This window comes from Citrobacter sp. wls829, assembly GCF_005280825.1.
GTDB lineage: Bacteria > Pseudomonadota > Gammaproteobacteria > Enterobacterales > Enterobacteriaceae > Citrobacter > Citrobacter gillenii.
Window position 1 is genome coordinate 134,458 of record NZ_SZWP01000075.1, and the last position, 12,305, is coordinate 146,762.

Consider the following 12,305-nt stretch of genomic DNA (forward strand, 5'->3'; position numbering starts at 1 on the left):
TTTATTTACCCTTTACGGAACAGCAGGCGATATAGTTGAGTTGGTGACGCTGTGCGCGGAAAAAACGGAACATCTTAAGAAAACGCTGGCGATTCTCATGCGTGCGTAGTCCGTTATAAGCAATTTTAAGGGCACCGTTAAATCCCTCATCACGAATTAACCCCTGCGGCGACATTAGCGACATTTCACCATTTTGCTGTAGCACCTGTTCAAATCCCGCGCCCAGAAATAGATCGCGCCAGCCTTGCTGCGTCAGTGGACTCACATTTGACTTCACAACCTGCTGAAGCTGGTTTTGATCGCCCTCTCCCAGTTTTTGCGCCGTAAACATAATGTCATGGGTTAACAAGCGTCCACCAGGTTTCAGTACCCGATGGTATTCCGCGATCAACTTCGTCTTAGCCTTATCACCGTACATCGTGAGCATGGCTTCATTAATCACCACCTCAAAACTGTTGTCGGCGAAAGGAATAGTATTCGCATTAGCGGCCATGACATGAATGTGATTTTCCAGCCCATGGACAGCGACGTTATTTCTCGCCTTAACCAGCGCATTTTTATCCATATCAATGGCGTATACAGTGCAGCCAAAGCGTTGCACCAGTTCAATCGCCGTGGTCGCCATGTTACACGCCACTTCAAGCACCTGACTGTCTGACGTCAATTGCGACTGGCTGAACAGCCATTCTGTGGCTTCTATCCCCCCCGGGCGCAGGCGGGTTTTCCCCAGGCTGGCCAGAAATGTATGGCCTGCTTTTTCCATCGTACTCATCGGCCTGTCTCCTTTTCTATAAGTTGCATTATAAATACAACATTAAAGATTAAAGGTGAAGAGTACGAATGATTTTTATTACAAAAATAGCCAACAATGGGTCATTCCCATACCGTTAGAGTGGACGTTTAGCGTGTGATAAACTGAAGTATCGGACTTACAGGGCTGAAAAACATTATGAAATTTCATCATAAAGCGCTCCGGCACTTTATCTCCGTAAGCGTTATTGTTTTGACCTCTTCTTTTCTGGTGTACGAACTGATTGCCAGCGATCGGGCAATGAACGCCTATATGCGTTATGTCATTGAGAAAGCCGACTCTTCTTTCCTGTATGATAAATACACTAATCAGAGTATTGCCGCCCATTTAATGCGCCGTTTTTCATCGCCCAAAGCCCCTGTTTCTGCTGAACAACGAAAAGCACTGTGCCAGGCATTTGAGCACGTTAACGGCACGTACGGGCTGAATCTCACCTCACATAGCTACCTGCCGTTACGCGGTACTTTACAGACCCACTCAGCAAACTGTATTGAACAACTTGATGACATATTCTTGTTGCCCGCTTTCGACCAGGCGGTCAACGTCAATCGTGAACTGGTCGATTACGGCCACGGATTAGCCACACTGGAGTATAAATTTCGTTATTACATTGATTTAAATAATAACTATATCTATTTCTACAACCTGATTAACTCTAATCAGTTCACGATGAATCATTGGTCTTTTTTGCAAAAAGGCACGCTGGGAATTCACCAGAACGATATCGATGATGTTTTTACCGGCCGCACCGTCATTTCCAGTATTTATGAGGATGATCTGACGCAAGAAAAAGTCATGAGCTTTATCACCCCGGTCTATTACGCCGGTAAACTCAAAGGCGTCGTGATGGTCGATGTGAACAAGGACAATCTGCGGCATATTTTTTATACCAGCGATCGTCCCCTCGTCTGGCGTTATCTGAACGTCACGTTGTCTGACGTCAGTTCAGGAAAAGAGATCGTCATCAACCAGAGTGAATCAAACCTGTTCCAGTATGTGCAATATGTTAATGATATTCCCGGCGGAATACGGATCACACTCTCCCTTGATTTAATGTACTTTATTGTCTCTTCCTGGAAAATTTTCGCTTTTTACCTGCTGGCAACCGCGCTACTGCTGAATTTGGTCAGAACCCACTTTCGTTTGTATCATAACGTCCGGCGCGAAAATATCAGCGATGCGATGACCGGGTTGTACAACCGTAAAATCTTAACGCCAACGCTTGAGCAACGTTTGCAGCAACTGGTCAACGCCGGAACGCGGGTGACATTTATCGCTATTGATTGTGACAAGCTAAAAACCATTAATGACACGCTGGGACACCAGGAAGGCGATCGTATTATCACTATTCTGGCCAAAGCGATTCAAAACGCGATCCGCAAAAGTGATTATGCTATTCGCCTCGGGGGCGATGAGTTCTGCATGATTCTGATCGATTATCCTGCCGAGCTCACTCCTCAGTTGCTGGAACGGATCGACGAGAACTTACACATTATTGCGCCGGGGACCTCCGTTAGCTTTTCCGCCGGCATTTATAATATGCAGCCGGGTGACACCATTAACGATGCTTACAAAGCCTCTGACGCCCAGCTGTATCTCAACAAACAGAAAAAGCACCCTCGTTCGTGATACTTTTTCTGCGCAGGATTTTTATTGTGGTATCAGGAGTAAGACATGACGGAAGTAAATACAGGTAATGTAACCCATCAACGTTTGGTCGCGTTATTGTCGGAACACGGCGCAACGTACCGCGTGGTCAGCCACGACGCCGTCGGCAAATGCGAGGCGGTATCAGAGATTCGTGGCACAGCCTTGGGTCAGGGTGCAAAAGCCCTGGTGTGTAAAGTGAAAGGCAATGGCGTCAATCAGCATGTGCTTGCTATTCTTTCTGCCGATCAACAGGCTGATCTGAGCCAGCTCGCCAGCCATCTTGGCGGCTTGAGGGCCTCCCTGGCAAGCCCTGCTGAAGTGGATGAACTGACGGGATGCGTCTTTGGCGCCATTCCTCCCTTCAGCTTCCATCCTCAGCTCAAGCTGGTCGCCGATCCACTCTTGTTCGAGCGTTTTGATGAGATTGCCTTTAACGCCGGGGTGCTGGAAAAATCGGTCATTATGGACACCCAAGATTACCTGCGCATTGCGCAACCGGAGTTAGTCACGTTTCGCCGCACGCAATAACATGCTATAACGCCCCGTTACTGGCACAGAAACGCACGGTTATGCGTTCGCCCAAATAGCGTATACATCACTAAAAAAGCCTGTTCCACCACGCATTTGCGCGTACAGTAAGCAGGCTTATCTTTTTTGGCAAGGAAACTACGATGTTTGATGTCACTCTGCTGATCCTACTCGGACTGGCAGCTCTGGGCTTTGTCAGCCACAACACCACTGTCGCCGTTTCAATCCTGGTGCTGATTATTGTCCGTGTCACCCCGCTGAACACCTTTTTCCCGTGGATTGAAAAACAGGGCCTGACTGTCGGGATTATTATCCTGACGATTGGCGTGATGGCACCGATCGCCAGCGGAACGCTACCGCCCTCCACGCTCATTCACTCCTTCGTAAACTGGAAGTCACTGGTCGCCATTGCTATCGGCGTATTCGTCTCCTGGCTGGGTGGACGTGGCGTCACGCTGATGGGCAGTCAGCCGCAGTTAGTCGCCGGGTTGCTGGTCGGTACGGTACTGGGCGTTGCGCTTTTTCGCGGCGTCCCTGTGGGGCCGCTCATCGCCGCGGGTCTGGTTTCGCTGATTGTGGGGAAACAGTAGCCAGCCCCGTCAGATAACGGCCTGGAGTTTGACCCAGGCCTTTTTTGAACATGGTGATAAAGGCGGTTGTTGAATCGTAACCCAGCATGTGGGCGACCTGCTGGACGTTACGACCATCAACCAGCGCCTGTAATGCCAGAATCAACTGTAGTTGCTGACGCCAGCGGCGAAAACTCAGCCCGGTTTCTTTCACCACCAGCCGGGCAAGATTGCGTTCGCTCATCGCAAACACGCTAGCCCACTGGCCCAAGGTCTGCCATTGCGCGGGCTCCTGCGCCATCGTTGCGACCATCCTGCGAATTTTCGGATGATCGGAAACCGGCAGCTGCATTTGCTCCTGCGGTTGCTGCGGAAGTTCATCAAACAAGACCTGCGTCAGCCGCTGCGTTGACGGCTCCAGCCGCTGGGCATCGGTTCTGGTCGCCAGCGAAAGAATCAGTTCCCGGCAGAGTGGTGATATTTTCAGCGTGCAGCAACGTTCAGGCATCACCACCGCCTGCGGTTCAATAAACAAAAAACACAGCTCAGCGCCAACGGTGACGTGATTACTGTGAGGGATCTCACCTGGGATCCACACCGCGTACTGGGGTGGCACCATCCACATGGCGTGTTCAACTTCACAGGTAATCGCGCCATGCAATGCCAGGATCAACTGGCCTTTACGGTGCTGATGCAGCGGGCTGAAGAGTTCATCTTCCTGAGCCTGAATACAAAAAGCCACAGCGGCATCGTGATAGCGATCCGGTTCATACCCGTCCAGCCTCAGTCCCAGCATAACGTTGTCCGATTTTAGCGATAATCTGTCATTTTAGCTTGATTCATCCATGGTGTAAAAACGGTAAGGTATCGCCTCGCCTGACGATAAGAGAAAAAGATGACCTATTCCCCTTCCCCCCGCGGCAAACAAGGTGCGTTGCTGATTGCGGGTATCCTGATGATCGCCACCACGCTTCGCGTTACCTTTACCGGTGCTGCGCCACTGCTGGATGCCATTCGCGCAGATTACGCGCTGACGACCGCCCAGACGGGGCTTCTGACTACTCTGCCGCTGCTGGCCTTTGCGTTAGTTTCCCCCCTGGCGGCGGGCGTTGCCCGTCGATGGGGTATTGAGCGCAGTCTGTTTGCCGCCATGCTGCTGATTTGCGCCGGTATTGCCATACGTTCATTGCCCTCACCGCCATTCTTATTTGGTGGAACCACCCTCATTGGCTGTGGGATAGCATTAGGCAACGTGCTGCTTCCGGGGCTGATTAAGCGTGATTTTTCACAACATGTCGCAAAACTTACCGGGGCGTACTCGTTGACGATGGGAGCTGCGGCCGCCATTGGCTCAGCCATCGTGGTGCCGCTGGCGCTTAACGGATTCGGCTGGCGCGGTGCGCTGATGATGTTGATGGTCTTTCCGCTGCTGGCGCTGTTTATCTGGCTACCGCAGTATCGCCAGACGAGCCATGCCAAGATGAGTAACTCGCGCGCGTTGCATTCCCGAGGGATCTGGCGCTCCAGCCTCGCCTGGCAGGTGACGCTGTTTTTGGGGATCAACTCACTCGTCTATTACGTGATTATCGGCTGGTTGCCCGCTATTTTGATTAGCCATGGCTACAGCGAGGCGCAGGCGGGTTCGCTGCACGGTTTGCTGCAACTCGCTACTGCCGCACCCGGCTTACTGATCCCTTTAATCTTGTTTAAATTGAAGGATCAACGCGCCATTGCCGCTTTGGTCTCATTAATGTGTGCGATTGCAGCCGCAGGATTCTGGCTGCTACCCAACCAGGCCGTGTTGTGGACGATTTTATTTGGCTTTGGCTCGGGCGCGACGATGATCCTCGGACTGACGTTCATCGGACTTCGTGCCAGTTCTGCGCACCAGGCGGCTGCGCTATCCGGTATGGCGCAGTCTGTGGGGTACTTGCTGGCGGCGTGTGGACCGCCGTTAATGGGCAAAATTCACGACCTCAACGGTAACTGGCAGATACCGTTGATTGGCGTCGCCCTGCTAGCGACGCTGATGGCTGTGTTTGGCCTGTATGCTGGACGCAGCCGTGAGATAACCTCGCCATAACGCATGGGGCAGGCTCATTGCAGACCTGCCCGACTTTTTATCCGCGCGCCGCGCGTAACATCGCCTGAACCAGCGGCACGGGTTTCCCCGCCAAGGCACCCCGTTCATGTTGAAAGAGCGTGCCAACATAAAAAGGATGCGTCACCAGTTCAATGGCCCGAATATCTCCCGCCTCATCCCAGCCCGTTACGCGTAAATCCCCACGCTCCAGTTCGTCGGCAAAGGCTTGCGATACGCCGTAGTTGCAGTGATAACCTTCGGAGATCACCTCCTGATTGTAGGCTCTGGCGATCAGCGTATTCGCCCGCAGTTCGATATCATCCGTTTTTTCGACCAGCGAGCAGCTCAACGGGGCAATTACCATGCGACCTTCGGTATCCGTTTCTGCGTGTGCGGCATCGTGCCAACCCAGCACGTTGCGGGCATATTCGAGGATGGCATGCTGAAAACCACCGCAGGTGCCGAGAAAGGGAATACTGTTTTCACGGGCGTAACGAATAGCCGTCAGCGCACCTTCTGGATGCTGATACGGGCTACCGGGCACCACCCAAATAGCGTCATAGCCGACCAGGTCCTCACCGCTATTAATATCCGATGTGGTTAGCCAGTCGTAATCCGCCATTAATTCCAGCACCGCGGCAGCGTCATCAATAGCAAGGGGAATCGCCTGATGCGCGACAATGTCAGGGTTGTAGTCACCGACCAGCGCAATGCGAAGTGTATTTTTTACAGGGGAAATGTCCATGAGAGTTTCCTTGTGTCCAGACAATAAGGGACAACATAAGGAGCCTCACCCTACCGATATTTTGTTGTTTTCACAATCCCTTAAATTGGGAGTCAGTCGCGACAAAATGCTATAATGGTCACGTTTTACGATCTTAATGTACCGTAAAGACGATAATAAAACGTCTCCATTCGGTGACATAACGGAGCGGATTGAGAAATGAATATTCAATGTAAACGCGTGTATGACCCGGCTGAACAAAATGATGGTTATCGCGTTCTGGTCGACAGACTGTGGCCACGGGGGTTAAAAAAAACCGACCTGGCCTGCGATGAGTGGAATAAAGCGCTCACGCCCTCGACTGAATTACGCAAAGCATTTCATGCTGAACTTATTGATTTTAAACATTTCGCAGAACAATACCGCGCCGAGCTTGCTCAACAGCAGCAGGAAGGGAAACGGCTTGCTGACATCGCGCGTCAACAGACCGTCACGCTACTGTATGCGGCAAAAAATACGCATCAAAACCACGCTCTCGTGCTGGCCGAGTGGCTACGTCAATGGTAGCAGGCTCTCACTGCGTTTTAGCCGGGTGATCTCTGCGCCAAAGCGCCCATTCGTCGATCACTTCTCCACCGGGGAGCTTGCAGTCAGAACGTACCCCTTGCGGCGTTTGTACCGCAGTCAGCGAACCTCCTTTTTGCTGGCAATAGACGGATGCCGGATTCGCCATACCCACTTTCGGTGGCATTGGTGCATCGGGTTGCGTCGAACATCCCGCTAACATCAGCATACCTGGCAACACAATAAACAAAGATTTCATGACCGCTCCTGCAAATAATGTTATTGCGGCAGATTACCCTGACTGCCCGCCTACCTCCATGTTTTACTGATGCGTTTTCATTCTCCGCTTACATTTCATACAGTTCGGCTTGTTTCATCTTTCACAGTGTTGTTTTATCATGCAGGCATCACCGTCGTTGTTACTACTCAGGAGTATTTACCTCTCATGTCTGACATGATCCTTGCCAGAGTCTCACAATCATTAGCCACCGAGCAGTCTGTTGAGGGTCTGGTTCGGCAACTTCTGGAGATGCTGGAAATGGTGACTGACATGGAGTCGACCTATTTAACCAAAGTCGATTTAGATGCACGCCTGCAGCATATTCTGTATGCACGTAACAGCCGACAGATGCATATACCCGAGGGTTTGTCGGTGCCGTGGGATGAAACGTTGTGCAAGCGCGCAATCGAAGAAAATTGCCTGTACAGTGATAACGTCCCCGCTCGCTGGCCAGACTGTGCCGCCGCACGCGCGCTGGAAATTACCACCTTTTTGAGCACGCCTGTCCACCTTCCGGATGGGACATTTTACGGCACACTTTGCGCCACCAGCCGGCAGCAACAAACGTTGAGCCAACGCGGAGAGCAGGTCCTGCATCTGTTTGCGAGTCTGATTGCCCAGTCGATTCAAAAAGAGTCACTGGTGGCGCAATTACGTGAAGCGAATGCGGCACTCATTGCACACTCCTACACCGACGCGCTCACCGGATTACCTAATCGTCGGGCCATTTTCGAAAATATGGAAACCCTCTTTTCGCTGGCTCGCCATTTGCAGCAAAAAATTATCGTCGCCTATATTGATTTAGATGATTTCAAGCTGATCAATGACCGTTTTGGCCATGAAGTTGGTGACCAATTTTTGATCCAGGTTGGGCAACGTTTACGCCATGTGTGTAGTGAAAACGATATTCTTGGCCGACTGGGCGGCGACGAATTTCTCGTCGCGGGTCTGTCACAAAAAAGTGAAGAAGATCAACACACGCGCATGCAAAGGGTTAAAGACCAGTTGCAACAACAACTCTGCGGCGACTATCAGCTTGGCGCTATCAGCCTGTTTTATCCTGGCGCCAGCCTAGGCGTGATTGAAGTCGATCCGCGAGAAACCGACTTAAACTGTGCGCTTCATAACGCTGATAGCGCGATGTACCTGGATAAAAAACGCGAGGGCAAAACTGCTTTTGTCACGCATTAAGCCCTGTTATTCTGGCTCATCTTCACATAACGTTGGCTGGTGAAACCATGCGGATTGGTATTATTTTTCCTGTCATTATCTTCATTTCCGCCGTTGTTTTTTTATCCTGGTTCTTTATTGGCGGCTACGCCGCACCGGGAGCATAACCATGAAAAAAACAACGCTCATCATGATTGGTGTCGCCATTATTGTGGTACTCGGCACCGAATTGGGCTGGTGGTAAAAAAATAAAGGCCACACGAAGTGGCCTCTATTTCAATATCTGTTTTGATTTAGCTTTTGACTTTTCTGTAGATAAACAGAACAACGAGCGCGCCGATAATCGCCACGGCAAAGCTGCCAAAGTTGAAACCATCCACTTTGCCAAAGCCAAGCAATGTACTGATCCAACCGCCAACGACTGCACCGATAACCCCTAAAATAATAGTCATAAAGAATCCGCCGCCGTCCTTGCCTGGCATAATCCATTTTGCCAATATCCCAGCGATAAGACCGAAAATAATCCATGAAAGTATACCCATTTTTTTCCTCGCTTATGTTTTTACGTGAACGATTGACTCGTTATTTAAAAGCATAGCATAGCGCCGAAAAATTAAAATTTGTGATCACCATCACCATGGATTTTCATCTTATTCCGATGTTTCATGATCTTAGATCACCGCAAATGGCGATCTTTTCTGACGTTTATCGTCATTAATGTCGTTTCGTCAGTGACTTTACGTTTAATTTCGCAGCCCAACCCTACCGTGACTACGTTTTCAATTCTGGCACACTTAATGCTTTAACAGCCCGTCACTACGATACATCGTAGCCCGTGACCTATTCACGTGGCTGCGTCTACAATTCGCGCTATTTCAGCATTTAACAGGTCTGTTATTGATGAAAAAAATCACCAGTGTATGCCCATACTGCGGGGCCGGGTGCAAGCTCAAGCTTGTTGTTGAAAATAACAAAATCATCCGCGCCGAAGCCGCTGAAGGGGTGACCAACCAAAACCAGCTATGTCTGAAAGGCTACTACGGTTGGGATTTTCTTAACGACACGCGCCTTCTGACTCCCCGTCTAACTCGCCCGCTGATCCGTTATGAAAAAGGGGGAAAGTTCACGCCCGTCAGCTGGGATGAAGCCATTCGCTACACCGCAAAACGCTTATCCGACATCAAAAATGCTCATGGTCCCCGCGCCATCATGACTACTGGCTCTTCCCGTGGAACAGGAAATGAGACCAACTATGTGATGCAAAAGTTCGCGCGCGGCGTGCTCAACACCAACAATGTCGACTGCTGTGCTCGCGTATGTCATGGCCCTTCCGTTGCCGGATTACAGGAAACCTTAGGCAATGGCGCGATGAGCAATTCCATCAGCGACATTGAAAATTCCAAATGCCTGCTCATCTTTGGCTATAACTGCGCAGACTCTCATCCGATTGTCGCCCGCCGGGTCATCAAAGCCCGTCAGAACGGGGCGAAAATCATTGTCTGCGATCCTCGCCGCATTGAAACCGCGCGTATTGCAGACCAGCACCTGCAGTTGAAAAATGGCTGTAACATGGCGCTGGTCAACGCCTTTGGACACGTGCTGATTGAAGAGCAGCTCTACGATCGTGAATACGTACAAAAGCATGCCGAAGGCCTGGAAAGCTATTGGGAAACCGTAAAGGACTATGCGCCTGAAACCGTTGAACACCTCACCGGGGTGCCAGCTCAACAGGTACGCCAGGCGATGCGCACCTTTGCCGCCGCACCGTCAGCGACGGTGATGTGGGGAATGGGCGTGACGCAGTTCGGCCAGGCTGTCGACGTCGTGCGTGGGTTGTCGAGTCTGGCCTTGCTGACCGGCAATCTGGGTCGACCTAACGTCGGCGTCGGCCCGGTACGCGGGCAGAATAACGTTCAGGGCGCATGCGACATGGGCGTGCTTCCCAATCAATTTCCTGGCTATCAGGACGTTACCGATCCCGCAGTGAGAGCGAAATTTGCTCAAGCCTGGGGGATTGACGTCAACCTGATGGATGACAAGGTGGGCACACGGATCACCGAAGTCCCGCATCTGGCGATGGAAGGCAAAGTTAAAGCCTACTACATCATGGGGGAAGATCCGCTGCAAACCGAAGCCGATTTGGGCCTGGTTCGAGAAGGCTTCAACGCGCTTGATTTTATCGTGGTGCAGGATATCTTCATGACCAAGACGGCGGAAATGGCCGACGTTATCCTGCCCGCAACCTCATGGGGCGAACACGGTGGCGTCTTTACCTGCGCCGATCGTGGTTTTCAGCGTTTTGAGAAGGCGATCGAACCCACCGGGGATGTGAAGCGCGACTGGGAAATTATCAGTCTGTTGGCGACCGAAATGGGTTACCCAATGCAGTATCAAAACAACCAGCAAATCTGGGATGAGATGCGCGAACTCTGTCCGCTATTCTATGGGGTAACGTATGAGAAAATGGGCGATATGGGCCATATTCAGTGGCCTTGCCCGGATCTCGATCACCCTGGCACCCCGTATCTCTATCAGAATAGTCGGTTTGATACCGCCAACGGTAAGGGCAAGCTGTTTGCCGCTCAGTGGCGAGCCCCTGCCGAAGTACCGGATGAAAAATACCCGATGGTGCTCTGTACCGTGCGCGAAGTGGGGCATTACTCCTGTCGTTCCATGACCGGCAATTGCGCGGCACTGCAGGCGCTGGCAGATGAACCGGGCTATGTGCAAATCAATACTCAGGATGCCGCCAAACAGGGGATCCGTCATCGTGACCTGGTGTGGGTGAGTTCCCGTCGTGGGAAAGTCATTAGCCGTGCCGATGTCTCCGAGCGCATCAATAGCGGAACGGTGTATATGACGTATCAGTGGTGGATTGGCGCATGTAACGAGTTAACCCAGGATAATCTTGATCCTATCTCGAAAACGCCGGAAACCAAGTATTGCGCGGTGAATATCGAACACATCATCGATCAACATTGGGCAGAGAAGTATGCTGCGCAATCATATAGCGAGATGAAGTCACGTTTATGTGAGGCTATTGCGTAAATAACAGTACACACAGCCTGAGTCTTTTGTTCAAGGCTCAGGCTGTTATTTCGATCACTTAGCCAGCAGTTGCTTGCCTACACGAACAGATGCGTATTCTTCCTTCTTATCTCGCCGCATAAAACCAAGGTTCATCAGAAATAATCCCACCATAAACGGCAGTTCATACAGCTCTTCAATAAGATCGCCGTAATGGGCATTATGCAGAAACAATGGCGACAGCAGGCGATGATGTTCTACGGTGTCAGATATCAAAAATGCACAGGTGGTGATTGCCAGCAGCCAAATCGGCAGCGGTTCATTGCGTACACGACGTGCAATATCCTGCCGTAAGCGCTTCGACAATAACACTGGCAGAATAATCATGGCAATTAACACGACTGAAATGGTTCTGAACAGAAGTTTAGGATGCTCAGGGAAATAATCACGCCCCCAACTGGTGCTTCTGCCCAGTAAAACCAGCCACCACACTGCCGCCCACAGCCAAAATTGCTTCTCACCTTCAGGACGAGATAAAGGCCGAATATAGCTGAGAGTAAATATCGCACCAAACAGTAGCCACAGCGCCTGCCCATTTTCAATCCATCTGACAACGGTGCCGTTTAACAGAGGAAGATTCCAGTTTGCAGTGAACGGGATCGCGACGATGACCAATCCAAGAATGAGTGTGGGTAATGTAAGCTGGGTGTTCAATTTCATAAGCAAGATGTTCTGTAATGTTACTGTGTACCGATCATAACCCCTGTGAATGGTTGCCTATTAGCAATGAATGCGATGTTCTTAAGGTTTTCTTAAGAATTCTTTTTTCGGACTATTTAAGTAACAAGTCACAGGATGTCAGTCAATAAGAGGGTAATCCCCCCGAAAAACCGGTGTGT

Annotated in this window: 14 protein-coding genes and 1 pseudogene; 9 read left to right on the plus strand and 6 right to left on the minus strand. The window is 50.8% G+C overall.

Annotation, left to right across the window (positions count from 1 at the left end):
- Window position 1: 1 nt before the first annotated feature.
- Window positions 2–772, minus strand: coding sequence for a class I SAM-dependent methyltransferase (locus FDW88_RS17245; RefSeq protein ID WP_137363030.1), 771 nt, complete (start codon window positions 770–772; stop codon window positions 2–4).
- 177 nt (window positions 773–949) lie between these two features.
- Between FDW88_RS17245 and dgcJ the strand changes: the two genes are divergently transcribed.
- The 3 genes from dgcJ (at window position 950) to FDW88_RS17260 (ending at window position 3,579) form a co-directional block, all read left to right on the plus strand.
- Window positions 950–2,440 (plus strand): diguanylate cyclase DgcJ, encoded by a 1,491-nt coding sequence (gene dgcJ / locus FDW88_RS17250; RefSeq protein WP_096757320.1) that lies wholly within the window; start codon window positions 950–952, stop codon window positions 2,438–2,440.
- 45 nt (window positions 2,441–2,485) lie between these two features.
- Window positions 2,486–2,989, plus strand: a complete 504-nt coding sequence (locus FDW88_RS17255) for a YbaK/prolyl-tRNA synthetase associated domain-containing protein (RefSeq protein WP_135912163.1) — start codon at window positions 2,486–2,488, stop codon at window positions 2,987–2,989.
- 143 nt (window positions 2,990–3,132) lie between these two features.
- The gene (locus FDW88_RS17260; RefSeq protein WP_016152803.1) at window positions 3,133–3,579 is read left to right on the plus strand and encodes a DUF441 domain-containing protein; all 447 of its coding nucleotides are present in this window, start codon (window positions 3,133–3,135) and stop codon (window positions 3,577–3,579) included.
- On the opposite strand, the pseudogene FDW88_RS17265 reads toward FDW88_RS17260, so the two are convergent.
- Window positions 3,562–4,354 (minus strand): annotated as a pseudogene (locus tag FDW88_RS17265) (helix-turn-helix transcriptional regulator); the annotation flags it as partial. The gene FDW88_RS17260 and the pseudogene FDW88_RS17265 overlap by 18 nt on opposite strands.
- Before the next feature lie 99 nt (window positions 4,355–4,453).
- Between FDW88_RS17265 and FDW88_RS17270 the strand changes: the two are divergent.
- Window positions 4,454–5,641 carry a CynX/NimT family MFS transporter gene (locus FDW88_RS17270; protein WP_137363031.1) on the plus strand — a complete coding sequence of 396 codons (1,188 nt, stop codon included), beginning with the start codon at window positions 4,454–4,456 and terminating at the stop codon, window positions 5,639–5,641.
- A gap of 37 nt (window positions 5,642–5,678) precedes the next feature.
- Here the strand turns inward: FDW88_RS17270 and FDW88_RS17275 are convergent, their stop codons facing one another.
- On the minus strand, window positions 5,679–6,386 hold the full coding sequence (locus FDW88_RS17275; protein WP_117342964.1) for a CTP synthase: 708 nt from the start codon (window positions 6,384–6,386) through the stop codon (window positions 5,679–5,681).
- Window positions 6,387–6,584: 198 nt separating this feature from the next.
- Between FDW88_RS17275 and FDW88_RS17280 the strand changes: the two genes are divergently transcribed.
- A complete protein-coding gene (locus FDW88_RS17280; protein WP_137363032.1) occupies window positions 6,585–6,932 on the plus strand; it encodes a DUF488 domain-containing protein in 348 nt (115 codons plus the stop codon).
- A 7-nt stretch (window positions 6,933–6,939) separates the two neighbouring features.
- Here FDW88_RS17280 and FDW88_RS17285 read toward each other — a convergent pair whose 3' ends face one another.
- A complete protein-coding gene (locus tag FDW88_RS17285; protein ID WP_137363033.1) occupies window positions 6,940–7,188 on the minus strand; it encodes a DUF333 domain-containing protein in 249 nt (82 codons plus the stop codon).
- 186 nt (window positions 7,189–7,374) lie between these two features.
- Here FDW88_RS17285 and FDW88_RS17290 point away from each other — a divergent pair, with 186 nt between their 5' ends.
- Genes FDW88_RS17290 through yoaJ form a run of 3 tightly spaced genes read left to right on the plus strand, consistent with a single transcriptional unit; the run spans window position 7,375 to window position 8,623 of the window.
- Window positions 7,375–8,400: a sensor domain-containing diguanylate cyclase gene (locus tag FDW88_RS17290; RefSeq protein ID WP_115258706.1), complete on the plus strand. Its 1,026-nt coding sequence runs from the start codon at window positions 7,375–7,377 to the stop codon at window positions 8,398–8,400.
- 47 nt (window positions 8,401–8,447) lie between these two features.
- A complete protein-coding gene (locus tag FDW88_RS17295; RefSeq protein WP_096757327.1) occupies window positions 8,448–8,546 on the plus strand; it encodes a YoaK family small membrane protein in 99 nt (32 codons plus the stop codon).
- Between the two features lie 2 nt (window positions 8,547–8,548).
- On the plus strand, window positions 8,549–8,623 hold the full coding sequence (gene yoaJ, locus FDW88_RS17300; RefSeq protein WP_099530266.1) for a protein YoaJ: 75 nt from the start codon (window positions 8,549–8,551) through the stop codon (window positions 8,621–8,623).
- A 49-nt stretch (window positions 8,624–8,672) separates the two neighbouring features.
- On the opposite strand, the gene FDW88_RS17305 is transcribed toward yoaJ, so the two are convergent.
- Entirely contained in the window at window positions 8,673–8,921 is a 249-nt protein-coding gene (locus FDW88_RS17305) for a GlsB/YeaQ/YmgE family stress response membrane protein (protein ID WP_115258707.1), read from the minus strand.
- 358 nt (window positions 8,922–9,279) lie between these two features.
- Here FDW88_RS17305 and fdhF point away from each other — a divergent pair, with 358 nt between their 5' ends.
- Window positions 9,280–11,427, plus strand: a complete 2,148-nt coding sequence (gene fdhF / locus FDW88_RS17310; protein ID WP_137363034.1) for a formate dehydrogenase subunit alpha — start codon at window positions 9,280–9,282, stop codon at window positions 11,425–11,427.
- 54 nt (window positions 11,428–11,481) lie between these two features.
- Here fdhF and FDW88_RS17315 read toward each other — a convergent pair whose 3' ends face one another.
- Entirely contained in the window at window positions 11,482–12,126 is a 645-nt protein-coding gene (locus FDW88_RS17315) for a hypothetical protein (protein ID WP_137363035.1), read from the minus strand.
- Between the last annotated feature and the right edge of the window lie 179 nt (window positions 12,127–12,305).